The organism is Spongisporangium articulatum (assembly GCF_044465595.1).
GTDB lineage: Bacteria > Actinomycetota > Actinomycetes > Actinomycetales > Kineosporiaceae > Spongisporangium > Spongisporangium articulatum.
The window spans coordinates 51,593-74,976 of sequence record NZ_JBITLV010000004.1; the positions used below are offsets into that span (position 1 = coordinate 51,593).

21 protein-coding genes are annotated in these 23,384 nt (G+C 72.3%); 9 read left to right on the forward strand and 12 right to left on the reverse strand.

Annotation, left to right across the window (positions count from 1 at the left end):
- Positions 1 to 65 precede the first annotated feature (65 nt).
- Positions 66 to 401, forward strand: coding sequence for an Lsr2 family protein (locus tag ACIB24_RS12755; protein ID WP_398280601.1), 336 nt, complete (start codon positions 66 to 68; stop codon positions 399 to 401).
- Between the two features lie 134 nt (positions 402 to 535).
- Here the strand turns inward: ACIB24_RS12755 and ACIB24_RS12760 are convergent, their stop codons facing one another.
- Complete coding sequence (locus ACIB24_RS12760) at positions 536 to 1,564, reverse strand: TerC family protein (RefSeq protein WP_398280604.1); 1,029 nt, start codon at positions 1,562 to 1,564, stop codon at positions 536 to 538.
- 364 nt (positions 1,565 to 1,928) lie between these two features.
- Between ACIB24_RS12760 and ACIB24_RS12765 the strand changes: the two genes are divergently transcribed.
- The gene (locus ACIB24_RS12765) at positions 1,929 to 4,469 is read left to right on the forward strand and encodes an ATP-dependent Clp protease ATP-binding subunit (RefSeq protein ID WP_398280607.1); all 2,541 of its coding nucleotides are present in this window, start codon (positions 1,929 to 1,931) and stop codon (positions 4,467 to 4,469) included.
- Positions 4,470 to 4,558: 89 nt separating this feature from the next.
- Here the strand turns inward: ACIB24_RS12765 and ACIB24_RS12770 are convergent, their stop codons facing one another.
- Both ACIB24_RS12770 and ACIB24_RS12775 read right to left on the reverse strand, forming a co-directional pair.
- Complete coding sequence (locus ACIB24_RS12770) at positions 4,559 to 5,281, reverse strand: response regulator (protein ID WP_398280611.1); 723 nt, start codon at positions 5,279 to 5,281, stop codon at positions 4,559 to 4,561.
- The gene (locus tag ACIB24_RS12775) at positions 5,278 to 6,891 is read right to left on the reverse strand and encodes an ATP-binding protein (protein WP_398280614.1); all 1,614 of its coding nucleotides are present in this window, start codon (positions 6,889 to 6,891) and stop codon (positions 5,278 to 5,280) included. Before ACIB24_RS12775 ends, ACIB24_RS12770 begins: the two co-directional genes overlap by 4 nt.
- Positions 6,892 to 7,029: 138 nt before the next feature.
- Between ACIB24_RS12775 and ACIB24_RS12780 the strand changes: the two genes are divergently transcribed.
- The 4 genes from ACIB24_RS12780 (at position 7,030) to ACIB24_RS12795 (ending at position 10,753) form a co-directional block, all read left to right on the forward strand.
- Complete coding sequence (locus ACIB24_RS12780) at positions 7,030 to 8,463, forward strand: cation:dicarboxylate symporter family transporter (protein WP_398280617.1); 1,434 nt, start codon at positions 7,030 to 7,032, stop codon at positions 8,461 to 8,463.
- A 193-nt stretch (positions 8,464 to 8,656) separates the two neighbouring features.
- A complete protein-coding gene (locus ACIB24_RS12785; RefSeq protein ID WP_398280620.1) occupies positions 8,657 to 9,271 on the forward strand; it encodes a TetR/AcrR family transcriptional regulator in 615 nt (204 codons plus the stop codon).
- On the forward strand, positions 9,268 to 10,620 hold the full coding sequence (locus tag ACIB24_RS12790; RefSeq protein WP_398280623.1) for a cytochrome P450: 1,353 nt from the start codon (positions 9,268 to 9,270) through the stop codon (positions 10,618 to 10,620). The genes ACIB24_RS12785 and ACIB24_RS12790 overlap by 4 nt, the downstream gene beginning before the upstream one ends.
- Positions 10,586 to 10,753, forward strand: a complete 168-nt coding sequence (locus ACIB24_RS12795; protein ID WP_398280626.1) for a hypothetical protein — start codon at positions 10,586 to 10,588, stop codon at positions 10,751 to 10,753. The genes ACIB24_RS12790 and ACIB24_RS12795 overlap by 35 nt, the downstream gene beginning before the upstream one ends.
- A gap of 7 nt (positions 10,754 to 10,760) precedes the next feature.
- Here the strand turns inward: ACIB24_RS12795 and ACIB24_RS12800 are convergent, their stop codons facing one another.
- Positions 10,761 to 11,432 (reverse strand): SDR family NAD(P)-dependent oxidoreductase, encoded by a 672-nt coding sequence (locus tag ACIB24_RS12800; protein ID WP_398280629.1) that lies wholly within the window; start codon positions 11,430 to 11,432, stop codon positions 10,761 to 10,763.
- Between the two features lie 32 nt (positions 11,433 to 11,464).
- On the opposite strand from ACIB24_RS12800, the gene ACIB24_RS12805 reads away from it, so the two are divergent.
- On the forward strand, positions 11,465 to 11,974 hold the full coding sequence (locus ACIB24_RS12805; protein WP_398280632.1) for an amino-acid N-acetyltransferase: 510 nt from the start codon (positions 11,465 to 11,467) through the stop codon (positions 11,972 to 11,974).
- 33 nt (positions 11,975 to 12,007) lie between these two features.
- On the forward strand, positions 12,008 to 14,824 hold the full coding sequence (locus ACIB24_RS12810; RefSeq protein ID WP_398280635.1) for an alpha/beta hydrolase family protein: 2,817 nt from the start codon (positions 12,008 to 12,010) through the stop codon (positions 14,822 to 14,824).
- Positions 14,825 to 14,827: 3 nt separating this feature from the next.
- Here the strand turns inward: ACIB24_RS12810 and ACIB24_RS12815 are convergent, their stop codons facing one another.
- The 4 genes from ACIB24_RS12815 to ACIB24_RS12830 all read right to left on the reverse strand — a co-directional run bounded on the left by ACIB24_RS12815 (position 14,828) and on the right by ACIB24_RS12830 (position 18,837).
- Positions 14,828 to 15,820, reverse strand: a complete 993-nt coding sequence (locus ACIB24_RS12815; RefSeq protein WP_398280638.1) for an ATP-binding cassette domain-containing protein — start codon at positions 15,818 to 15,820, stop codon at positions 14,828 to 14,830.
- The gene (locus ACIB24_RS12820; RefSeq protein WP_398280641.1) at positions 15,817 to 17,082 is read right to left on the reverse strand and encodes an alpha-amylase family protein; all 1,266 of its coding nucleotides are present in this window, start codon (positions 17,080 to 17,082) and stop codon (positions 15,817 to 15,819) included. Before ACIB24_RS12820 ends, ACIB24_RS12815 begins: the two co-directional genes overlap by 4 nt.
- Positions 17,083 to 17,124: 42 nt before the next feature.
- On the reverse strand, positions 17,125 to 18,030 hold the full coding sequence (locus tag ACIB24_RS12825) for an A/G-specific adenine glycosylase (protein ID WP_398280644.1): 906 nt from the start codon (positions 18,028 to 18,030) through the stop codon (positions 17,125 to 17,127).
- Positions 18,031 to 18,198: 168 nt separating this feature from the next.
- Complete coding sequence (locus ACIB24_RS12830) at positions 18,199 to 18,837, reverse strand: YitT family protein (protein WP_398280647.1); 639 nt, start codon at positions 18,835 to 18,837, stop codon at positions 18,199 to 18,201.
- A 99-nt stretch (positions 18,838 to 18,936) separates the two neighbouring features.
- Here ACIB24_RS12830 and ACIB24_RS12835 point away from each other — a divergent pair, with 99 nt between their 5' ends.
- The gene (locus ACIB24_RS12835) at positions 18,937 to 19,413 is read left to right on the forward strand and encodes an Lrp/AsnC family transcriptional regulator (RefSeq protein ID WP_398280650.1); all 477 of its coding nucleotides are present in this window, start codon (positions 18,937 to 18,939) and stop codon (positions 19,411 to 19,413) included.
- On the opposite strand, the gene disA is transcribed toward ACIB24_RS12835, so the two are convergent.
- The 4 genes from disA to ACIB24_RS12855 form a co-directional block, all read right to left on the reverse strand.
- Positions 19,404 to 20,504, reverse strand: coding sequence for a DNA integrity scanning diadenylate cyclase DisA (disA, locus tag ACIB24_RS12840; RefSeq protein ID WP_398281863.1), 1,101 nt, complete (start codon positions 20,502 to 20,504; stop codon positions 19,404 to 19,406). The two genes, ACIB24_RS12835 and disA, sit on opposite strands and share 10 nt — an antisense overlap.
- Before the next feature lie 32 nt (positions 20,505 to 20,536).
- Positions 20,537 to 21,931 carry a DNA repair protein RadA gene (gene radA, locus ACIB24_RS12845; RefSeq protein WP_398280653.1) on the reverse strand — a complete coding sequence of 465 codons (1,395 nt, stop codon included), beginning with the start codon at positions 21,929 to 21,931 and terminating at the stop codon, positions 20,537 to 20,539.
- 83 nt (positions 21,932 to 22,014) lie between these two features.
- Complete coding sequence (locus tag ACIB24_RS12850; RefSeq protein ID WP_398280656.1) at positions 22,015 to 22,551, reverse strand: TetR-like C-terminal domain-containing protein; 537 nt, start codon at positions 22,549 to 22,551, stop codon at positions 22,015 to 22,017.
- Positions 22,552 to 22,573: 22 nt separating this feature from the next.
- On the reverse strand, positions 22,574 to 23,374 hold the full coding sequence (locus ACIB24_RS12855; protein WP_398280658.1) for an alpha/beta fold hydrolase: 801 nt from the start codon (positions 23,372 to 23,374) through the stop codon (positions 22,574 to 22,576).
- Positions 23,375 to 23,384 lie beyond the last annotated feature (10 nt).

Genomic DNA, 23,384 nt, shown 5'->3' on the forward strand with positions numbered 1-23,384 from the left:
GTGCGACATTATCTGTCGTCAACCCCACTCATGATCCGAATGAGTGCAGGAATCCGGGAGAATCCATGGCACAGAAAGTCCAGGTCATCCTCGTCGACGACATCGACGGCGGAGAGGCCGAGGAGTCGGTCTCGTTCTCGCTCGACGGTGCCGCCTACGAGATCGACCTGAACGCGAAGAACGCCGAGAAGCTGCGTGAGGCTCTCGCCCCCTGGGTGGGTCACGCCCGCCGGGTCAGCGGCCGCGGTCGCAGCGCTGGTCGTCCGGCCGCCAAGGCCAAGTCCGCCAAGCGGGCCGACCTCGCCGACGTCCGGGCCTGGGCCCGTTCCAAGGGGCATGAGGTCAGCGACCGGGGCCGCATCTCCGCGGAGATCATGGACGCGTACGACGCCGCGCACTGAAGTCCGCACCAATCCGCACCACCTGGTTTCCGACCGTGCTTGTGCCACGGGGGGCACAGCGCACTTTCAGCCCGGCCTGAGCACCGGAAACCCGAATACCAGGGGGATCCACCCGTCGACGTTTTGTCGACAATTCACCGAACCGCGGGTGACTTTTCCTCGCGGTCCCGGGTGGCGATGAGACTGGTCACGGTGACCAGCACCAGGATTCCCACCACCAGCGCCAGGGAAACCATCGTGGGAACCGTCGGGACCGACGGCCAGACGCCGTGCGCCCAGTGCAGGACGAGCTTCACACCGATGACGCCGAGAATGGCCGCCAGGCCGTAACCGAGGTGCACCAGCTTCGACAGCGCCGTGTTCAGCAGGAAGTACAGGGCGCGCAGGCCCAGCAGGGCGAAGGCGTTCGTCGCGAACACCAGGTACGGGTCGCCGGTGATGCCGTAGACCGCCGGCACCGAGTCGATCGCGAACACCACGTCCGTGCCCAGCACGGCGAAGGTGACGACCGCGAGCGGGGTGAGCGCCCGCCGTCCGTTCTCGCGGGTGAGCATGCGCGGCCCCTGGTACTCCCCGGTGACCGGGAAGAAGCGGCGCAGCAGGCGCACGGACCGCATGCGGTCGACGTCCACCTGCTGCTCGTGCCCCTGCACGGCGTCCCGCAGGATCTTGACCGCGGTGGCGATCAGCACGATCCCGAAGACGAGGAACGTGATCGCGAACGCCTGCAGGGCCGCGGCGCCGACGGCGATGAAGACGCCCCGCAGCAGGAGCGCCCCGACGATCCCGTACAGCAGCACCCGCTGCTGGAGCGCGGCCGGCACCGCGAACCCGGCCAGCAGCAGCATGAAGACGAAGAGGTTGTCGACCGACAGCGACTTCTCCACGACGTACCCGGCGAGGTACTCCGAGCCGGGCTCCGTGCCGTACCGCGCCCAGACGAAGGCCCCGAAGGCCAGGGGCAGGGCGATGTAGAACGCCGACCAGGCGGCGGCCTCCCGGGTGGAGACCTCGTGCGGTCGGCGGGTCAGGACGAAGTCGAGTGCGATCAGGGCGATGACGAACCCGATCGTGGCCGCCCACAGGGTGGGCGTACCGATCGAGGAGATGACCGGGTCGGCCGGTTCGGCGGCGGTGAGCGGGCTCGCGACGGTGGTGAACATCGAGCAGGATCCTCCGGTGCATGGTGACGGCACCGAGGTCTCCCTCACCGGCCCCTCCGGGGCCGACCGCCGCCCGGGGAACGCCCATAGGGGACGTTTCCGTACTGACCGGAACGGCGCGTGGAGGTACTCCCCTCGCTGATAGGACTGTACCGGGCGGCTCAGCCCTCAGCGAACAGGGGTCACCCGAAGGCGTGCGTCGGAACAGCTCAGGTACGGCGTGAGTTGGTCGATGCACGGGTGTCGGAACGGTCTCACTCATCAAGCACAGGGTGTTTTCGTTCCGTAGCCCCACGTAGCATCGATAAGGTCGGCAAGACTCGCAGTCCTCGTAGGGGGACCGCCTGGCACGTAAGGAGCGCAGATGTTCGAGAGGTTTACCGACCGCGCCCGCCGTGTCGTCGTCCTGGCTCAGGAGGAAGCCAGGATGCTCAACCACAACTACATCGGCACCGAGCACATCCTCCTCGGCCTCATCCACGAGGGTGAGGGCGTCGCGGCCAAGGCACTCGAATCCCTGGGCATCTCGCTCGACGCCGTGCGTGAGCAGGTCCAGGAGATCATCGGTCAGGGCCAGCAGGCGCCCAGCGGCCACATCCCCTTCACTCCCCGGGCCAAGAAGGTTCTCGAGCTGTCGCTGCGCGAGGCGCTGCAGCTCGGCCACAACTACATCGGCACCGAGCACATCCTGCTCGGCCTCATCCGCGAGGGTGAGGGCGTCGCGGCGCAGGTGCTGGTGAAGCTGGGCGCGGACCTCAACCGGGTGCGTCAGCAGGTCATCCAGCTGCTGTCCGGCTACCAGGGCAAGGAGCCGGCGACGGCGGGCGGTCCCACCGAGGGCACGCCGTCGGGTTCGCTCGTGCTCGACCAGTTCGGTCGCAACCTGACCCAGGCCGCGCGGGAGGGCAAGCTCGACCCCGTTATCGGCCGGGAGAAGGAGATCGAGCGGGTCATGCAGGTGCTGTCCCGCCGCACCAAGAACAACCCGGTCCTGATCGGCGAGCCGGGCGTCGGCAAGACGGCCGTCGTCGAGGGCCTGTCCCAGGCCATCGTCAAGGGCGAGGTGCCCGAGACGCTGAAGGACAAGCAGCTGTACACCCTCGACCTGGGCGCGCTCGTCGCCGGTTCCCGCTACCGCGGTGACTTCGAGGAGCGGCTGAAGAAGGTCCTGAAGGAGATCCGCACCCGCGGCGACATCATCCTGTTCATCGACGAGATCCACACCCTCGTGGGTGCCGGCGCCGCTGAAGGAGCCATCGACGCGGCGAGCATCCTCAAGCCGATGCTGGCCCGCGGCGAGCTGCAGACGATCGGCGCGACCACTCTCGACGAGTACCGCAAGTACATCGAGAAGGACGCGGCCCTGGAGCGCCGGTTCCAGCCGGTCCAGGTGCAGGAGCCGTCGCTGTCGCACGCGATCGAGATCCTGAAGGGTCTGCGGGACCGGTACGAGGCGCACCACCGGGTCTCCATCACCGACGCGGCGCTGGTCGCGGCGGCGACGCTGGCCGACCGGTACGTCAACGACCGGTACCTGCCCGACAAGGCGATCGACCTGATCGACGAGGCCGGTGCCCGGCTGCGCATCCGTCGCATGACGGCGCCGCCGGACCTGCGCGAGTTCGACGAGAAGATCGCCCAGACCCGGCGCGACAAGGAGTCCGCGATCGACGCGCAGGACTTCGAGAAGGCCGCGTCGCTGCGCGACACCGAGAAGAAGCTGCTGGCGGCCAAGGCCGAGCGTGAGAAGCAGTGGAAGGCCGGTGACATGGACGTCGTCGCCGAGGTGGACGAGGAGCTGATCGCCGAGGTTCTGGCGACGGCCACCGGCATCCCGGTGTTCAAGCTGACCGAGGAGGAGTCGTCCCGGCTCCTGCGCATGGAGGACGAGCTCCACCGGCGCATCATCGGCCAGAACGACGCCATCAAGGCCCTGTCGCAGGCGATCCGGCGTACCCGCGCCGGCCTGAAGGACCCGAAGCGTCCGGGCGGTTCGTTCATCTTCGCCGGCCCCACGGGTGTCGGTAAGACCGAGCTGGCCAAGGCGCTCGCGGAGTTCCTGTTCGGCGACGAGGACAGCCTGATCCAGCTGGACATGTCCGAGTTCTCGGAGAAGCACACGGTCTCCCGGCTCTTCGGTTCGCCCCCCGGGTACGTGGGCTACGAAGAGGGTGGCCAGCTGACCGAGAAGGTCCGCCGCAAGCCGTTCTCCGTCGTCCTGTTCGACGAGGTGGAGAAGGCCCACCCGGACATCTTCAACTCGCTGCTGCAGATCCTGGAGGACGGTCGCCTGACCGACAGCCAGGGCCGCTCGGTGGACTTCAAGAACACGATCATCATCATGACGACGAACCTGGGCACCCGGGACATCGCCAAGGGTGTGCAGATCGGGTTCCAGTCCGGCAGCGACCTGAAGACCAGCTACGAGCGGATGAAGGCGAAGGTCAACGAGGAGCTCAAGCAGCACTTCCGGCCGGAGTTCCTCAACCGCGTCGACGACACGATCGTCTTCCCGCAGCTGTCGCAGGAGGAGATCATCCAGATCGTCGACCTGATGATCGCCAAGGTCGACGAGCGCATGAAGGACCGGGACATGGGCATCGAGCTCACCCCGGCCACCAAGATCGCGCTCGCCGTCAAGGGTTACGACCCCGTGCTGGGTGCGCGGCCGCTGCGCCGTACGATCCAGCGCGAGATCGAGGACACCCTGTCCGAGAAGATCCTCTACGGCGAGCTGAAGCCGGGGCAGATCGTCCTGGTGGACGTCGAGGGCGAGGGTGAGAACGCCAAGTTCATCTTCAAGGGCGCCGGCAAGAGTTCCGTGCCGGACGTGCCGCCGATCGAGACGGCCGGGGTCGACTCGGCCGGCGAGACGGCGCCGGAGGGTGGCGCGGCCGCGAGCTGATCGCGACCGGTAGATCCGCCGCTAGATTCACGGAGCGGTCCGTACCCCTGGTCGAGGGGGTACGGGCCGCTCCGCTCTTTTGTTCGTGATCACGAACGAGGGGGCTGGTGCCAGGTGTACTCGATCTCGGGTCGCCCGGGACCGCCGTAGCGCGGCGCCCGCCGCGCGAGCCCGCGTTCGGCCAGCCGCTCCAGGTACCGGCGCGCGGCCACGCGGGACAGGCCCAGGTGCCGGCCCAGCTCGGTCGCCGTGAGGGGGCCGTCGTCGCGCAGCGCCGCGATCACCCGCTCCGCCGATTCGGCCGCCAGGCCCTTGGGCGCGGGATGCGCGTCGACCGAGTGCAGCTGCCCGAGCAGGCGGTCGACCTGGTCCTGACCGGAGACGGTCGCCGACCGCGGCCCGCCGTCCGCCTCCCGCGCGAGCTCGGCCCGGTACGCGGCGTAGCGCTCCAGCCGGTCCCGCAGGCTGGCGAACACGAACGGCTTGAGTAGGTACTGCACCACCCCGGCCGACACCGCCGACTGCACCACCTCCAGGTCGCGGGCCGAGGTGACGGCGACGACGTCGGCCCGGTACCCGGCCGCCCGCATGGCGCGACAGACGGCCAGGCCGTGCATGTCGGGCAGGTTCATGTCCAGCAGCACGAGGTCGACGCGGGTGCGGGCCAGGGTGTGCAGCGCCTCCTCGCCGGTCCCCACGACGCCCACCACCTCGAACCCGGGCACGCGACGGACGAACTGGGCGTGCGCCTGCGCGGCGAGGGGTTCGTCCTCGACCACCAGCGTCCGGACCGGTTCCGGTGCGGCGGTCACGGGGCGCTCCGCACGGGCAGGTCGACCTCGAAGGTGGTGCTGACGTCGTCCGCCCCGGCCTCGTGCGAGGTCACGGTGATCACCCCGCCCGCCCGCCGCACGGCCTGCTCGACGAGGGCCAGCCCCAGACCGTGCCCGTCACCGTCCTTGGTGGTCCAGCCGCGGGCGAACATCCGGTCCTGGTCCTGCGGGGTGAGCGCCGGCCCGGTGTTGGCGACCCGGACCCGCAGCCGCCCGTCGTCCAGCTGGGCCCCGACCTCGACCCGGCGCGGCCCCGGCCCGCGCAACGCGGCCTCGATCCCGTTGTCGACGAGGTTGCCGACGACGGTGACGAGGTCCCGGGCGTCGACCGCGCCGTCGGGCACGTCGAACTCGTCCGGGAAGGCCAGGGTCACGCCCCGCTCCCCGGCCTCCGCCGCCTTGCCGAGCAGCAGCGCGGCCAGGACCGGTTGCCGGACTCCACCCACGACCTGGTCGGTCAGCTCCTGCGCGGCGGCCAGTTCCCGGGTGGCGAACTCGAGCGCCCGCTCGGTCTGGCCGAGCTCGACCAGGGTGATGACGCTGTGCAGCCGGTTGGCCGCCTCGTGGGCCTGCGAGCGCAGGGCCTCGGCCAGGCCGCGCGTGGTGCTCAGCTCCCCGGACAGCTGCACCAGGTCCGTGTGGTCCCGCAGCGTGACGACGTGCCCGAGCAGGCGACCCTGCCAGCGCACGGCGGCGCGGTTGACCACCAGCACGCGCTCGTCCGTGAGCCGCGGGACGTCGATCAGCTCGGCGTCCGGCCCGGCCTCGGGGCCGGGATCGAGGTCGGCGAGCAGGGGGGCCGGGAGGTCCAACGCCCGCAGGGGTCGGCCGACGTCCGCCTCGGACAGCCCGAGCAGGCGGCGCCCCTCGTCGTTGGCCAGCCGCAGCGTGCCGTCCCGGTCGACGATCAGCAGGCCCTCCCGCACCGAGTGCAGCACCGCGTCGTAGAACTCGAACAGCCGGGTCAGCTCCGGGGGGCTCATCCCGTGGGTCTGGCGGCGCAGCCGGCGGCTGAGCAGCCAGACGCCGGCGCCGGCCACCACCAGGGTCAGACCACCCGCGGCCAGCAGCGCCGGTACCTCCCGGCGGACCTCCCGGCCGACCGCCCGGGTGGTCACCCCGACCGAGACCAGGGCCACCACCCGGCCGCCGTCCCGCACCGGGACGACGGCCCGCACCGAGGGCCCCAGGCTGCCGGTGTACGTCTCGGTGAAGTCCCGCCCGGCGACGGCGGGGGCGGTGTGCCCGAAGAAGCGCTGCCCGATCAGGTTCGGGTTCGGGTGCGTGTAGCGGATCCCCGCCGGCGTCATGATCGTCACGAACGAGACGCCGGTGCGGCGCCGGACGGCCTCGGCGTAGGGCTGCAGGACGGCGGACGGGTCGGGCTCGCGCAGCGCCGCCAGGACGTCGGGGGACTGGGCCACGGACCCGGCGACGGCCAGCGCCTCGTCGCGCTTGGCGTCGGTCACGGTGCGCCTGGTCTGCACCAGCACGGTGGCGACGGCGACGGTGACGAGCACCAGGACCGCCGCCGTGAGCAGGGCGAACACCTGCCGGGCGAGGCTCCAGCGCCTCGGGTCCCACCACATCGCCTCAGTGTGCCGTGCGGCGGGCGGACGCGGGGGCGACCGAAACGACCAGAACCGCGACACCGGGACGGCGGGCGCCCACTCTCAGTCGCAGTGGCCCAGCTCACAGAGCCGACCCCCAACGATGAGGAGCAGCCGATGTCCGCCGTCACCCCCTCGCCCGCCCCGGCCGCGCCGGCCCGGCGCGACCGCACCCACCTGCTGTACCTGAGCGTCATCGTCGCCGTCGCCGCCGGGGCCGTCGTGGGTCTCGTGGCCCCGGACGTCGGGGTGGAGCTGAAGCCGATCGGCACGGGCTTCGTCGCGCTGATCAAGATGATGATCGCGCCCGTCATCTTCTGCACGATCGTCCTGGGCGTCGGCTCCATCCGCGAGGCTGCCAAGGTCGGCAAGGTCGGCGGCCTGGCCCTCGGCTACTTCCTCACCATGTCGACGGTCGCCCTGGGCGTCGGCCTGCTGGTGGGCAACTTCCTGCACCCGGGTTCCGGGCTGGACCTCAGCGGCCTGGCCGGGTCGGGGGCCGAGGCGGCCGGTGACGAGAAGGTCAGCACCGTCGACTTCCTGCTCAACGTCATCCCGACCACGCTCGTCTCGGCGCTGACCGAGGGGGAGGTGCTGCAGGCCCTGCTCGTGGCCCTGCTCGTCGGCTTCGCCGTCCAGGCGATGGGTTCGGCCGGGCAGCCGATCCTGCGCGGGGTGAGCGTGCTCCAGAAGCTCGTCTTCCGGATCCTGGCCATGATCATGTGGCTGGCCCCGATCGGCGCCTTCGGGGCCATCGCCGCCGTGGTCGGGGCGACGGGGGCCGACGCCCTGGTCAGCCTCGCCCGGATCATGATCGCCTTCTACCTGACCTGCGCGGTGTTCGTCTTCCTGATCCTCGGCACCCTGCTACGGGTGGTCGCGGGGATCAACATCTTCTCGCTGCTGCGCTACCTGGGCCGCGAGTTCCTGCTCATCGTCTCGACGTCGTCGTCGGAGTCGGCCCTGCCGCGGCTGATCGCCAAGATGCAGCACCTCGGGGTGTCCAAGCCCGTCGTGGGCATCACCGTGCCGACCGGGTACTCCTTCAACCTCGACGGCACCGCGATCTACCTGACGATGGCCTCGCTCTTCATCGCCGAGGCGCTCGGGAAGCCGTTCAGCATCGGGCAGCAACTGTCGCTGCTGGTCTTCATGATCATCGCCTCGAAGGGGGCGGCCGGGGTGACCGGGGCCGGGCTGGCGACGCTGGCCGGCGGCCTGCAGTCGCACCGGCCCGACCTGGTGGACGGCGTCGGCCTGATCGTGGGCATCGACCGGTTCATGTCCGAGGCGCGGGCCGTGACGAACTTCGCCGGCAACGCCGTCGCGACGGTGCTCGTCGGGCACTGGGTCGGCGAGTTCGACCGGGACACGGCGTTGCGGACGCTGGCCGGGGAGCGGCCGTTCGACGAGGCGACCATGCTGGACGACGACCACGAGCCGGTCGCCGAGCCCGCCTCGGAGGGCCGTTCGGACGCGGGGGACGCGGCGGACGCGGACCGTCCCGACGTCTCGCTCCCGGCGGGGACGGCGGTACCCGCCGCCCGCTGACCCTCCCCTTCGTTCGTGATCATGCAGAAAGGTTCCAGTGATCATGCACGAGCGCGCTCCCGGCCGGGCCGGGCGGCACGTTCCTGCATGATCGCCGGAACCTTTCTGCATGATCACGACGAGGGGGTGGTTGCGTCACCTGGTACGCGCCGGTACCGTGAATGAACGTTCATTCACGCGGAGGTGACGACACGTGCCCGAGGTACGGGAACCGGCGGACCGGCGGACCCAGCTGCTCGACGCGGCCGCCCGGTGCTTCGCCGGCGGCGGCTTCCACGCCACGACCATCGCCGAGATCAGCCTCGAGGCCGGGTGCAGCCCGGGCCTGCTCTACCGCTACTTCAAGGGCAAGGAGGAGCTGGTCACCGCCCTCGTCGAGCGGGAGGCCGAGCGCACGGTCCGCGCCCTGCGCGCCGTGGCCGCCGAGGGCGACGTCCTGGCCGGCCTCTACCGCCTGCACGAGTCACTGACCCAACGCGACCACGGCGGCTCCGCGCCACTGCACGTGCAGATCATCGCCGAGGCCTCCCGCGGCACCGCCGTCACCGCCTCGGTCCGCCGGCACTTCGCCGACGTCACCGACGCGCTCACCGCGACCCTCAAGGTCGCCCAGCAGGCCGGGGTCGTCGACGACGACCTCGACGCCGCGACGCTGGCCCGGCTCCTCGTCGCCACGGCCTCCGGTCTCACGGTGCTGCGCGCCGTGGACGGCGACGGGGCCCCCGACGCCGGGGCGACCGCCGTCCTCGTCGCCCGCCTGCTCCGTCCCCAGAAGCCGACCCAGCCCGCCCCGGAGGACGTCCGATGAGCACCAACCTCAGCGCCAAGGCCCGCGCCGTCGCCCTCCAGGGCCTGGTGGCCGGCGGGGTCGCGGTCAAGCGCGTGCAGGGCGACCCGATCGCGCGGCTGGTCACGCCGTCCGGCCGCCGCAACCCCTACCCGGCCTACCGGCAGATGCGGGAGTCCGGGCTCGTCGTCCCGAGCATGATCGGCTGGGTCACCGCGCACCACGCGGTCGGCAACGAGGTGCTGCGCGACCACGAACGGTTCGGCAGCGCCCCGGTGCCGGACGTCGAGCGCCCCTCCACGTTCCTGTCCCGGGTCATGGTGAGACTCCGGGCCGGAGGCGAGGGCAACGCCCGGATGAACGGCCGCCGGGTGACCGGCGACGGCCTGTTCGATGACACCCCCGACCCGCTCGGCGACGACTCGATGATCGGGATGGACCCGCCCGACCACACCCGGCTGCGCCGCCTGGTCAGCAAGGCGTTCACCCCGCGGGCCATCGAGGCCGTGCGCGGCCGGGTCGAGGAGGTGGCCGACGAGCTGCTGGACGCGGCCCCGCAGCGCGGGTTCGAGCTGATGGAGGGCTACGCTGGCGTGCTGCCGGTCGTGGTGATCAGCGAGCTGCTCGGCATCCCGACGTCGGACTGGGAGCGGGTCAAGCGGTGGGGCGACGTGCTCGCCTCGGGGCTCGACGTGATGGGCGGGGCGCCGGCCCACGTCGTCACGCCCGCGCTGAACGAGCTCGGCGCCTACCTGCGCACCCTCTTCGCGCAACGGCGCCGGACCGGCGGCGACCGGGTGGTCGACGCCCTCATCGCCGACGCCGACTCCGAGGCGGGCCTGACCGACCGCGAGCTGGTGGCCACCGCCATGCTGATCCTGGCCGCGGGCTTCGAGACCACCGTGAACCTGATCGGCAACGCCACCCTGGCCATGATGCGCAACCCCGACCAGGTCGACCTGTTGCGCGAGAAGCCTGAGCTGGCGGGCAACCTCGTCGAGGAGGCGCTGCGCTACGAGTCGTCGGTGCAGATGACGGCGCGGATGATCCGGAAGGACACCGAGATCGCCGGCCGGCGGGTGCGCAAGGGCTCCGCGATCGTCGTGATGCTCGGCGGCGCCAATCGTGACCCGGCGGTCTTCGCCGACCCCGACCGGTTCGACATCGCGCGCGAGAATGCGCGCGACCACATGAGTTTCGCGGGCGGGGTGCACTACTGCCTCGGGGCCTCGCTGGCCCGGCTGGAGGGCGAGGTGGCGCTGCGCATGCTCTTCGAGCGCCACCCCGCGCTGCGGCTCGACGGGAAGGTCGAGCGAGGCAAGGGGCTCATCCTGCGTGGGCCGAAACGCCTTCCGCTGCGGCTGTCGTAGCGCTCGACCGCCCCCGGGCCGCGGCCTGCTCGACCTGGCCGCCTACGACGACTACCTGCACGGCCGGATGACCGACTCCGGGCTCTCGGACGCCGACCTCGCGACCGCGCTGGCCGCCGTCCCCGTGGTCTGAGCGGAGGTCAGGCGGTCAGGTCGACGACGGTGCGCCAGGCCGCCGGGTCACCGGCGGTCTCGGCCGCCAGCTCGGCGAACGTCTCGGCCACCCGCTCGGGCGCGATCGCCCCGGGGCCCCGGCCGAGGCCGCCGCGCACGGTCACCGTCGCCACGTGGATGCCCTCCGGCCCGAGGTCGAGCGCGAGGGTCTGGACCAGGCTGCGCAGGGCCGCCTTCTGCACCCCGAGGGTGGCCACCTCGCGGATCGGGTGGTCGGCCGCGCCGCTGCCGGTGGCCAGGATGGTGCCCGTGTGCTGCTGCAGCATGAGCGGCAGCACGGCCGCCACGGCCGTCGTCAGGGCCGCCGCACCCAGGTGCAGGTCCTCCAGCAGCGTGAGCGCGTTCAGGTCGCGACCGGTCACCTCGCGCCCGAACGACGGGTTGAAGTGCAGGACGTCGACCCGCCCGTGCGCCTGCGACATGACGCTCAACGCCTCGGTCAGCGCGACCGGGTCGGTGACGTCGGCCTTGGCCCAGCCGACCTGGGCGCCGTCGGCCTCCAGGTCGTCGGCCAGCTGCGAGGCGGCGGAACCCCGCGAGACCAGGCCGATCGAGTAGCCGAGGGAGGCGAACCGCCGGGCGGTCGCGGCCCCGACTCCTGGACCGGCGCCGACGATGACGGCGAGAGGCGTGCTCATGGGGCTGAGGTTACTGGTGGGAGAATCCCGGTGTGACCGTTCCCGGAGTGAGCATCCGCGCCGCCCGCACCACCGACGTCCCGCGGATCGCGCGCCTGGTCGACGGCTACGCCTCCGACCGCATCCTGCTGCACAAGGAGACGGTCACCTACTACGAGGACGTGCAGGAGTTCCTCGTCGCCGAGGACGACGGCGGCCAGGTGATCGGGTGCGGCGCCCTGCACGTGATGTGGCAGGACCTGGCCGAGGTCCGCACCCTCGCCGTGCATCCTGAGTGGCGGGGCCGGCACGTCGGCCACGCGCTGCTCGCGGACCTGCTCGAGGCGGCCCGCGAGCTGGGCGTCAGCCGGGTGTTCTGCCTGACCTTCGAGGTCGAGTTCTTCGCCGCGCACGGCTTCGAGCCGATCGACAGCACCCCCGTCGCCCCGGAGGTCTACCAGGAGCTGCTGCGCTCCCCCGACGAGGGCGTGTGGGAGTTCCTCGACCTGGCCCGGGTGAAGCAGAACACCCTCGGCAACACCCGGATGCTGAAGACCCTGTGAACGGGCCGTCATCCTGCCCCTACGATCTGCGACATGCGCAGGTCTGTGGTGCCCCTCGCCGTCGCGGCGGCCCTCCTCCTCCCGTTCGGCTCGCCGGCCTCCGCGGCCCCACCCGTGCTCACGCAGCCGGTGCCCGCCCGGGTCACCGTCACCTGGACCGCGCCTGAGGCCCTGCCCCTGACCGGGGCCGGGGTGCAGTTGTTCGCCGTCCCGACCGACGGGCGTCCCGCGCGGCTGCTCGGCTTCGCGCACCGCTCGGACGACGGGCGCACCTACTCGCTGTCCGTTCCGGCGGGCACGATGCAGGGGGCGCGGCTGGAGGCCCGCGCCGCGGGCCGGCGCCTCGACGGCGGCCCCACGTCGATCACCGCCGCCGCCACCGGAACCGCGCGGTCGTCGTCCAGCGCCCCCGCGCCCGTCGAGAAGGCGGCCTACGCGGACGTCGACCCGGGCGCCCCGGGGAAGTACGCGACCCGCAGCGTCGACTACACGCTGCCCTCGGTCACCCTGCCCGGCCTGCCCCACCCGGTCGAGATGCTCGGGCACGTCGTCGCCCCCAAGGGGGCCCTCGGGAACCGGCCCCTGGTGCTGATCCTGCACGGTCGCCACGGCACCTGCTACATCCCCCGCGCCTCGGGGCCGGGGGACAGCGAGGTCGACGCCGACTGGCCGTGCCCCGCGCCGGAGAAGGCGATCCCCAGCTACCTGGGCTACCTGAAGGCGCAGAAGCTGCTCGCCTCCCAGGGGTACGTGACCGTCTCGATCTCCGCCAACGGCATCAACGCCCAGGACGGCGAGCTGGCCGACGGGGGCGCGCAGGCCCGCTCGTCGCTGCTGCGGTTGCACCTCGCCCAGTGGGCCGACTGGCAGGCGGACCCCGACTCCCGGCCCGCGGGGCTGGCCTCCGTGCCGCCCGTGAACCTGCAGAAGGTGTTGCTGGCCGGGCACTCCCGCGGCGGCGAGGGAGCCAACCGGGCGGCGCTCGACTCGTTGAACCCACCGCCCGCCGACGTCGACGGCTACCACGGCGCCGTGCGCTGGAAGGTGCTCGGCACCTACCTGTTGGCGCCCACCGCGTTCGGTGCCGACCCGGCCGCCGACGTCCCCTCGGTCGTGGTCCTGCCCGGCTGCGACGGAGACGTCTACGACCAGCAGGGCCAGCAGTACGTCGACGGCAGCCGCGCCACCTCGACCGGCACCGCGCTGCACAGCGCCGTGCGGATCACCGGGGCCGACCACAACTTCTTCAACTCCGAGTGGACGCCGGGCCGGTCCGTCGCCGAGTCGAACGACGACTGGTGGCTGCCGAAGGACACGTACTGCGGCACGTCGAAGAAGGTCGCGAAGACGTCGCTGCGGCTGTCGGGCACGACGCAGGAGCAGGTGGGTGCCGTCTACCTGGCCACCGCCGCCCGGTTGTTCGTCGCCGGGGACGACCGGGCCCGGCCCATCCTCGACGGGAGCAAGGTCATCCCGAAATCCCTGAAGGGACTGCGGGTCTCGGCCTCCGCGCTGGGGCTGCGCCGGACGTCGCTGGCCCGGCCCGCCAAGGGCCTGACGATCAGCCGCACCGGCTCGGTCAAGGCCTCGGTCTGCTACCAGGTGGCGGGCGGCGGCTCAGGCGGGTGCCTGCCCGGCGGTGGGGACTCCTCGCTGTCGCCGAACTTCGTGCCCTTCGTCTACGGCGCCCGCGACCCGGACCGGTTCGCGCTGCGCGCCAGCTGGACCAAGGCGTCGGGCCGTGTGCTCGTGCCCGTCACCGGTGCGGGCGGCGGCACGACCGCCGACCTCAGCCACTCGTCGTCCGTCGCGCTGCGGGTGATCGTGCCGCCGAACAGCACCTCGACGAGTTTCGACGTGGCCGTGCGTGACTCGAAGGGACACCGGGCCGTACTCGGGACCCTGAAGCCGAAGGGTCTGCCCGGCACCGCGAACACCGTCTCGTACTGGGCCCAGGAGCGCCGGGTCCCGCTCGCCGAACCGGGAAAGGTCGACCTCACCAAGGTCTCCCGGCTCGAGTTCGTCCCCCGGTCGAAGACCGGCAAGCTGTGGCTGCTCGACGCCTGGGGTCGCAAGGCCGGGACGCCCGCCGTCCGGCAGGCGCCGCTGACCCGGGTCGACGTGGGTGACGCGGGGAAGGTCGCGGAGGGTTCCACGGAGCACACCGTGGACGTGCCCGTCACGCTCACCGGGACGACGCCGGGCACGGTCCGGGTGTTCGTCACCGACTCCGCCACGGGGGTCGTCAAGGCCTCCCTGCTCCAGGTCGCCGGGGACGGGGCCGCGGGCTCCGTGCCGTGGAAGGTGCTGGGGGACGACCTCTTCGCGCCCGACGGGCTCATCACGGTGCAGGCCCGGGCCGGCGCCGGCACCGTGGTCGGCGGGTGGAGCGGTGGGGTCACGATCACCAACGACGACCCGGTGCCGACCCTGTCGTTCACCCCGGTCAAGACCACGGTGACGGAGGGCGCGACGCTGCGCTGGAAGGTCGCGACCTCGGCCCCCGCGGCCGTCGACCTGCAGATCGGGTTGCAGTTCGTCGACCCGCCGCAGACCCCGGCCATGACCACCTACGACGTGTCGGGTACGTGGTTGAGCGACACCTTCTTCGACGCCCAGAAGCCCTACCGCAGGCTGTCGAAGGTCGACGGCACCGCGGCGCTGTTCGTCGCGGCGGGTGACACCTCCGTCGACGTCACGGTGCCGACCGCGAAGGACCCCCGCGTCGAGGGCACCGAGTACCTCCGGCTGCACGCCTTCGTCGTGCCGATGTACGGCAACGAGGGCATCGACGACCCGACCGACCCGGCCAACGGCGTGATGCTCGACGGGACCGTGGTCGACGGCTGAGCTTCAGACCTCCCGCAGCCGCGCGAGCACGTCGTCCAGGGCGGGCTCCAGCACCGTCACGTCGCGCACCCGCACGTCCGGCGGCAGGCGGTCGGCGACGTCGGCGAGGACGTCCGCGGTCGCCGTCCGGCCGGGCGGGCAGAGCAGCCGCTGACGGCGCCCGTCGGCCTCCACCTCGAGCACCTCGGCGTTCGGTACCGAGTCCAGCCGGCCGGCCGCCTCGGTCAGATCGATGACCAGGATGCGTTGCGCCCCGGCCCGTTCCACCAGGTCGGGCAGCGGCCCGTCGTGCACGAGACGCCCGCCGTCCAGCACCAGGAGGCGCCGGCAGGACGACTCGAGGGCGCTGACCGAGGCGGCGCTCAGCAGCAGCGTGCAGCCGCCGACCCGGTGCTCGTGCCGCAGCAGGCCGCGGATCAGGTCACGGCCCACCGCGTCGGGCCCGTCGAGCACGTCGTCGAGGATCAGCAGCGGCGGCCGGTGCAGCAGCGCGACCGCGAGGCAGGCACGCAGCCGCAGGGCGTCGTCCAGCTGCCCGTAGGGCCGGTTCAGGTGCGGGCCCAGCGCCAGCCGCTCGGCCAGCTCGTCGCGGCGCAGCTGCCACTCGCCGGTGGCCAGGCCGCGGGCCTCGGCGACGATCGGCAGCAGCCGGGCCAGCGACAGGTCGCCGGGCAGCCCGGCGTCCTCGTCACCGGCCAGCAACGCTCCGACCACGCGGGTCAGGTCGGCCCGTTGCCGCACCGGCAGCAGGCCGGCCGTGCGCACGAAACCCGCGCTGGGCGCGAACTGTCCGGCGACGATCCGGGCCAGCGTCGACTTGCCGCTGCCCGGGCCACCGACCACCCCGACCGCCTCACCCGCCTCCACCACGAACGACAGGTCGTGCAGGGCGGTCACGCTCCGGCGGCCGCGCCACCCGGTGCGGACGCTGAACGTCTTGCCCACCCCGACGACCTCGATCTGGGGGACCGGTGGGTCCTCGGTGGGCGCGTTCATCCGCTCACCGCCCAGCCGTGCGGGGGCGCGGACAGGCCGGTGGGGGTGTCGAAGACGTCGTCGGTCAGGTTCAGCGCGACGTGGAGGTGCTGCTCGCCGTCGCGCATCGTGTAGGCGAACATGCCGTTGGCGAGGTGGTCGGTCACGAGCCGGGCTCGGTGCAGCCAGGGGTGACGGCGGCGCAGGCCGATCAGGTCCTGGTGCAGCCGGTACGTCGCCCACCCCTCGGGGGCCAGGTCGGCCTCGGACGGCGGGAACGCGGGGCGCACGGCGTCGTCCCCGCCCGCGCGGTCCTCCTTCACCCCGCGGAACGCCTGCTCGTCGCCGTAGTAGACGGCCGGGGTGCCGGCGAGGGTGAACAGGAGGACGAGGGCGTGCGCGAGGTGCCGGGCGTCGCCGAGCCGACTCGCGATCCTGGTCACGTCGTGGTTGCCCACGAACGTGAACGGCGCGAACGACTCGACCAGCTCGTCGTGCCGCTTCAGGGCCCAGCTCAGCTCGAAGAAGTTGCGGTCGTTGAGCGAACTCCAGACCGCCTTCCACAGCTCGTACTGGGTGACGCTGTCGAGGCCGGACTGCACGTAACCCGGGTAGTCGCCGTGGATCACCTCGCCGAGCAGGTACGCCTGCGGGTGCTCGCCCTTCACCCGCGCCGAGACCCGGGCCCAGAAATCCTTCGGGACGGCGTAGGCCGCGTCGAGCCGCCAGCCGTCGGCGCCGCGGGCCAGCCAGTGGTTCATCACCGCGACGACGTGGTCCTCCACCGCCGGGCTGGCGTGATGCAGGGCGACCAGCTCGGGATGCCCCTCGAAGTCGCGCGCTCTCGGCTCGCCGGCCGCGTCGCGGTGGTCCCAGTCGAGGTCGAACCAGCCGGCCTCCGCGCTGTGCGGCCCGTACTCCAGGGCCGCCCGGAACTGGGGGAAGTCGCGGCCGACGTGGTTGAACACGCCGTCCAGCAGCAGCTTCAGGCCCCGTTCGCGGCAGGCGGCGACCAGCGCGTCGAAGTCCTGTTCGGTGCCGAGCCGCTCGTCGACGCGGAAGGGGTCGCTCGTGTCGTAGCCGTGCGTGCTCGAGGCGGAGACGGGGTTCAGCAGTAGCCCGTTGCAGCCGAGCCTCGTGGCGTAATCGAGCCACTGCGTGAGCTTTTCGAGGGCTCGCGGGCCGCCGGGGGTGGGCGCGCCGGTGCGGTGCACGTCCGCGCCGGCGAAGCCGAGCGGATACACCTGCCACCAGATCGCGTGTCGCACCCAGTCGGGTTCCATGCGCCTACTCTGCCCGATCCGTGACGATTGATCAGTCTGCGATCAGTGCGGCAGCCGGTACCGGTCGTCCGGCAGGGGTTCGACCAGCCCGTCCTCGACGAGCCCGGCCAGGCAGCGTTCGCGCTGCCGCGGGTCTTTGAGGACGTCGTCGGGCGCGGCCTCGCGCAGTTGCGCGGCGGTGAGCGGGGTGCGGGTCGCGCGCAGGGCGGCCATCAGCTTGCCGCGGACCTGCCGGTCCGTACCCGCCCACGCCTGACCGCGGCGCGGCGGGCCGTCATGGGCGGGTGAGCCGGCGGCGCGCCACGCGCACAGGTGCTCGACCGGGCAATCGCCGCAGCGGGGCGTGCGGGCGGTGCAGACGAGCGCCCCGAGTTCCATCACGCCGATCGCCCAGCGGGCCGCGGTCCTCGGGTGTTCCGGCAGGAGTCGTTGCGCCAGAGCTGATTCCGCTGCGCTCAGGTTGTTCTGCGGGTGCGCGTCACCGGTCACCGCGCGGGCGTGCACCCGGCGCACGTTGACGTCGACGACGGCGTGCCGCTGCCCGTAGGCGAACGTGGCCACGGCGGCGGCCGTGTAGGTGCCGATCCCCGGCAGGGCGAGCAGCTGCGCGTGGTCGGTGGGCAGTTCACCGCCGTGCCGTTCGACGATCACGCCGGCCGCCTCGTGCAGCCGTAGCGCGCGCCGCGGGTAGCCGAGCCGGCCCCACGCGCGGATCACCTCGCCGGGCGTCTCGGCCGCCAGGGCCGCCGGCGTGGGCCAGCGCTCCACCCACTCGCGCCAGACCGGCAGCACCCGGTTGACCGGGGTCTGCTGGAGCATCACCTCGCTGATCAACACCGGCCAGGCCGGGACGCCGGGGGCGCGCCAGGGCAGGTCGCGCGCGTTCGCGTCGTACCAGGCGATCACCGGTTCGACGAGCGGGTGCTCTCCGGTGGTCTGCTGGCGCACCGGGCGACTCTAACCCGGCACGTGACGGCGTCCTCCGTATGGGCGCGGTGTCACACAGTGCTCGTCTGGTGGATGCGGTGTCACACCGTGCCCATCCGGCGGGGGTTGCCGTACGGCTCCGGCGAGCGACGCTCGTGCAGACCCGGCAGCGGCGGCGTTCGCGGCGGCTCAGACGCCGAGGTACCGGCCGGGTCGGTGGTTCAGGGCCAGCACGCTGTTCAGCACGACGGCCCCGGCCGCCGAGATCGCGACGCCGGTGGGGCTCAGGACGGCGAGGGCGAGCAGGACGACGCAGGCGTCCAGGGCCAGCTGCACGAAACCCGCCCGCCAGCCGAGGCTCTCCTGCGCGATGAGCGCGACGATGCCGAACCCGCCGGCGCTGGCGTCGTGCCGGAACAGGATGAGGAGGCCCACCCCGGACACGAGGTTGCCGAGCAGTGCGCCGGCGACCGGGTTCACGGTCCCGAGCGGGACGGCGGCCGGCAGGACGGCGCTGAGAACGGCGACGAGGGCGATGCACAGCACCGACCGGGCGGTGAAGGCCCAGCCCTTGCGGCGGACGCCGAGCGCGAGGAAGGGCAGGCCCACCACGACCAGCAGTGCGGTCAGCGGAAACCCCGTCGCGTAGGCGAGGAGCAGTGACAGGCCCGCCGTGCCACCGGTCACGGCGCCGCCCGCGTGCAGCAGGGTCAGGCCGAACGCCGTGAGCAGCGTCCCGGTCAGGAGGCCGAAGGCGTCCTCGAGGAGCGTGTGCCGGGGCGGCGTCGGGGCCGACCGGGCGGCGGTGGCGACGAGTGTTGCGGACATGTCGTCATGCTGAGCGGAGGTGCGACATGTGCGCAAGCGAGCCACCCCCAACTGTGCAGATATTCAGTTGAAGAGTCATTTCGGTGACAGAATGCTGCCATGACCCTCGACCGTCTCGATGCCCGCATCCTGCTGGCGCTGGACGACGACCCGGAGGCGACGGTGCTCTCGCTGGCCCGGGAGCTCGGCGTCGCGCGGAACACGGTGCATGCGCGGCTGCGCCGGCTGAACGCCTCCGGAGTGGTCCGCGGGTTCAGCCACCGGGTCTCCCCGGAGGCGTTGGGGTACGGGCTCACGGCGTTCGTGGCGGTCGCCGTGGCCCAGTCGTCGGCGGGGCCGGCCACCGAACAGCTGGCCCGCATCCCTGAGGTCGTCGAGGTGCACGCGACGACCGGGGAGGCGGACCTGCTGGCCCGGGTCGTCGCGAAGGACACGGCGGATCTCTACCGGATCACGGCCCGCATGCTCGCCGTCGACGGAGTCATCCGCAGCGACACGACCATCTCGTTGGCCGAGCTCGTACCCGCCCGCGTGCGGCCGCTGCTGCAGGCGATCGAGGCGTCGGGTCAGATGTAACGCTCGAGGATGCTGGACTCCGCCAGCCGCGAGAGCCCCTCGCGCACGGTGCGGGCCCGCTGCTCGCCGACGCCCTCGACCAGCATGAGGTCGTCGAGGTTGGCGGCCAGGAGCTTCTGCAGGTCGCCGAAGTGGTCGACCAGACGCTCGACGATCGCGCCGGGCAGCCGCGGGACCTTGGTGAGCAGCCGGTACCCCTTGGGGCTGACCGCCGCGTCGAGCGCGTCGGCGCCGGCGCTGAAGCCGAGGACGCGGGCCACGAGCCCGAGGTCGACGAGGTCACCGGAGGGGATGTCGGCCAGGGCCGTCACGACCTCCTCCATCGACGCCTCGCCGCGGGTGGCCTCGATGTAGTCGCGGATCACGAGGTCGCGGTCGGGGCTGACGCCGCCGATCAGCTCGTCGAGTTGCAGGGACAGGAGCCGGCCGTCGGTGCCGAGCTCGATCACGTAGAAGGCGATCTCCTCGCTGATCCGGCGGACCATCTCCAGCCGCTGGATGACGATCGACACGTCCCGGACCGTCACCAGGTCCTCGATCTCGAGCGCCGAGAGGGTGCTGGTCACCTCGTCGAGGCGCGCCTTGTACCGCTCGAGGGTGGCCAGGGCCTGGTTCGCCTTGCCGAGGATCGCGTCGGAACCCTCCAGCACGTAACGCATTCCGGCGACGTAGAGAGCGACGATCCGCATCGACTGGCTGACGCTGACGACGGGGAAGCCGGTCTGTTTCGCGACCCGCTCGGCGGTGCGGTGCCGGGTGCCGGACTCGGACGTCTCGATCTGGGAGTCGGGCACCAGCTGGACGGCGGCCCGCAGGATCTTCGAGACGTCACCGTCGCAGACGATCGCGCCGTCCATCTTGGCCAGCTCGCGCAACCGGGTAGCGGAGAACTCGACGTCGAGGACGAAGCCGCCGGTGCAGACCTCTTCGACCAGTTCGTTGTAGCCGAGGACGATCAGCGCGCCGGTACGCCCCCGCAGGATGCGCTCCAGACCGTCCCGCAACGTCGTGCCCGGGGCGACAGCGGCCAGCGTGGAGCGCAAGAGCTCCTCGGGGGTCCGGTCGACAGCCACGACAGGGATTCTAACCATCGGCCGTGACGCCGCGGTCACGAAACGTGTGGTCACGACGGGCTGAGCAGGACCGTCGGACGCAGCGCGCCGACCAGGTCGGGTACCTCGAGGACTGCCATCCCGTCGGGCGCGGGCACCTGGTCGCGGGTGCCGGCGGGCACGATCGCCTTCGTGAAGCCGAGCCGCGCCGCCTCGCTCAACCGGCGCGACACGCCCGGCACCGGGCGCACCTCACCGGCCAGCCCGACCTCGCCGAGCACCACGAGGCCCGGCGGGACCGGCCGGTCGAGCAGCGAGCTGGCCAGCGCGATGGCCACGGCCAGGTCGGCGGACGGTTCGCCCAGGCGGGCGCCGCCCACCGTGGAGACGTAGGTGTCGTGCTGGTGCAGCGTGATGCCGGCCCGCCGGTCGAGGACGGCCAGGACCATCGAGACGCGGCTGCTCTCCAGCCCGTTGCTGACCCGGCGCGGGCTCGACAGCGGCGACTGCGTGACCAGCGCCTGCACCTCCCCGACCATGGGGCGGCGCCCCTCGAGGGTGACCGTGATCGCCGTTCCCGGAACGGGTTCCGCGTGCTGGGACAGGAAGAGGCCACTGGGGTCACTGAGGCCCACGATGCCGACCTCGGACAGGTCGAAGCAGCCCACCTCGTCGGTCGGCCCGTACCGGTTCTTGACGGCCCGGACCATCCGCAGGCGGGTGTGCCGGTCGCCCTCGAACTGGCAGACGACGTCGACCAGGTGCTCGAGCACCCGTGGGCCGGCGATGCCGCCGTCCTTCGTCACGTGACCCACCAGCAGCGTCGCCATGTGGCGGGTCTTGGCCAGCTTGATCAGCGAGGCGGCGACCTCGCGGACCTGGGACACGCTGCCCGGCCCGGAGTCGACGTTCGCGCTCAACACCGTCTGCACGGAGTCGACCACCAGCAGGTCGGGCTTCACCTGCTCCACGTGCCCGAGGACCGTGGCCAGGTCCGTCTCGGCGGCCAGCAGCAGCCGCGGTCGCAGCGCGCCGATGCGTTCCGCGCGCAGCCGCACCTGGCTGGCCGACTCCTCGCCCGTCACGTACAGCACCGTGCGCCCGGTGGACGCCGCCCGGCTCGCGACGTCCAGCAGCAGCGTCGACTTCCCGACCCCCGGCTCGCCCGCGAGCAGGACCACGCTGCCGCTGACGATGCCGCCGCCCAGCACCCGGTCGAGCTCGTCGACGCCGGTCGCCCACGTGTCGGCCGACTCGGCCTCGATCTCGGCGATCGGGCGGGCCTGGGCGCTCGGGGCGACGGACCGCGCGCGCGTCACCCCGACGACGGGTGGCCCGACCTCCTCGACCGTGCCCCACGCCTGGCATTCGCCGCAGCGCCCGACCCAGCGCAGCGCCGTCCACCCGCATTCGGTGCAGCGGAACTGCGGCTGCTTCTCGCTCTTGGGTTTCGGCGCGGAGGGCATGCCGGAAACCTAACCGCCCCCACCGACAGAACGCCGAGTGCGACGCCGGTGCAGATTCTCCCGCGCAGAACTCCGCACCGGCGTCACACCCGGCGCGCGGCGAGCCCGGCGTCGAAGGACTCGAGCAGGCGGTGGAAGGAGCGGTCGACGTCGCGGGGCATGCCGAAACCGCCGCCGGTCTCGAGGGTCACCCAGCCGATCACGAGGGCGCGCAGCCCCCGCACGGCGTCCACGGCGTCATCGCCCTCGAGGTGGTAGCCGGCCAGCACGGCATAGAACAGGTCGAGCAGCTCCTGGGCGACGCGCACCAGTTCGGCGTCCTCCGCATCGGGCACCCGCTGCAGAGCGGAGAACAGCGCCGGACGTTCGCGGCCGTACGTGCGGTACGCCTCGGCGATGGCGAACAGCGCCTCGCGCCCGGACCGGCCGACCGCGGCGGCCCGCCCGCGCTCGAGCAGCTCGCGACCGCCCAGCAGGGTCAGCTCGCGGCGCAGGCCGCGCAGCCCCTCCACGTGGTTGTACAGACTGGGCTGGCGCACCCCGAGGCGCTGCGCGACGACCGCCAGGGTGAGCGCCTCGAGGCCGAGTTCGTCTGCGGCGGAAGCGGCTTCGGCCACCACCTGGGCTCGCGAGAGGCCGGCCCTAGGCAACCGGGGTGTCCTTCAGGAACGCCAGGACGGCGGGGGAGACCACCTCGGGGAACTCGAAGTGCGGGTAGTGGCCGGCGCCCTCGACCAGCACCAACCGGGCGTCCAGCCCGTCCCGCAGCCACTGCGCCTCGGCCGTCGGGTCGGGCCAGTCGGGATCCCTGGTGCCCATCACGACCAGCGATTCTGCCCGGACGCCGGGCAGCGCGGCCTCCGCGGGGGCGTGCGACGTGCGGGTGGTCCGGTAGAACGCCCGCCAACGACCGGGTCGGCGCAGCCCGGTCAGGAGGGCGTCGACGTGGTCCGCCGGGTACCGGCTGGGATAGGCCGTCTTCAGGTAGGCCTTCCAGGCGAGCGGTCCGAACGGCCGGAGCATCGCGACCCGCATGGCTGTGACGAGCAGCGGGTTGACCTTCGGGTTGCGCGCGAACGGACCGATCAGCACCAGTTTCCGCACCAGGTCCGGCCGGTGCGCGGCGGCGATCACCGCGGCGCCGGCGCCCATCGAGTTGCCGGCCACGTGCCCGGGCCCGAGCTTCTCCAGCAGCGCCACCAGGTCGGAGGCCAGCGCCTCGTCGTCGTAGTCGTCGAACGTCAGGTCGCTGTCGCCGTGCCCGCGCAGGTCGAGCACCGCCACCCGGTAGCCGGCCGCGGCCAGGTCGGTGGCCAGGACCGAATACACCGCCCCGGTGTCACCCATGCCGTGCGCGGCGACGACCAGTTCGCCGTCCGCCGGACCGTAGGTCGTGTACGCGAGCCGCCCCTCGGGGCGCTCCAGAGTTTCCCTAGTACTCATAGTCATAAAA

Coding starts and splice junctions, on each gene's coding strand:
- ACIB24_RS12810 (WP_398280635.1), top strand. CDS start 12,008: ATGCGCAGGTCTGTGGTGCCCCTCGCCGTCGCGGCGGCCCTCCTCCTC.
- disA (WP_398281863.1), bottom strand. CDS start 20,504: ATGGTTAGAATCCCTGTCGTGGCTGTCGACCGGACCCCCGAGGAGCTC.
- ACIB24_RS12815 (WP_398280638.1), bottom strand. CDS start 15,820: ATGAACGCGCCCACCGAGGACCCACCGGTCCCCCAGATCGAGGTCGTC.
- ACIB24_RS12755 (WP_398280601.1), top strand. CDS start 66: ATGGCACAGAAAGTCCAGGTCATCCTCGTCGACGACATCGACGGCGGA.
- ACIB24_RS12775 (WP_398280614.1), bottom strand. CDS start 6,891: ATGTGGTGGGACCCGAGGCGCTGGAGCCTCGCCCGGCAGGTGTTCGCC.
- ACIB24_RS12855 (WP_398280658.1), bottom strand. CDS start 23,374: ATGAGTACTAGGGAAACTCTGGAGCGCCCCGAGGGGCGGCTCGCGTAC.
- ACIB24_RS12765 (WP_398280607.1), top strand. CDS start 1,929: ATGTTCGAGAGGTTTACCGACCGCGCCCGCCGTGTCGTCGTCCTGGCT.
- ACIB24_RS12830 (WP_398280647.1), bottom strand. CDS start 18,837: ATGTCCGCAACACTCGTCGCCACCGCCGCCCGGTCGGCCCCGACGCCG.
- ACIB24_RS12790 (WP_398280623.1), top strand. CDS start 9,268: ATGAGCACCAACCTCAGCGCCAAGGCCCGCGCCGTCGCCCTCCAGGGC.
- ACIB24_RS12835 (WP_398280650.1), top strand. CDS start 18,937: ATGACCCTCGACCGTCTCGATGCCCGCATCCTGCTGGCGCTGGACGAC.
- radA (WP_398280653.1), bottom strand. CDS start 21,931: ATGCCCTCCGCGCCGAAACCCAAGAGCGAGAAGCAGCCGCAGTTCCGC.
- ACIB24_RS12820 (WP_398280641.1), bottom strand. CDS start 17,082: ATGGAACCCGACTGGGTGCGACACGCGATCTGGTGGCAGGTGTATCCG.
- ACIB24_RS12760 (WP_398280604.1), bottom strand. CDS start 1,564: ATGTTCACCACCGTCGCGAGCCCGCTCACCGCCGCCGAACCGGCCGAC.
- ACIB24_RS12800 (WP_398280629.1), bottom strand. CDS start 11,432: ATGAGCACGCCTCTCGCCGTCATCGTCGGCGCCGGTCCAGGAGTCGGG.
- ACIB24_RS12780 (WP_398280617.1), top strand. CDS start 7,030: ATGTCCGCCGTCACCCCCTCGCCCGCCCCGGCCGCGCCGGCCCGGCGC.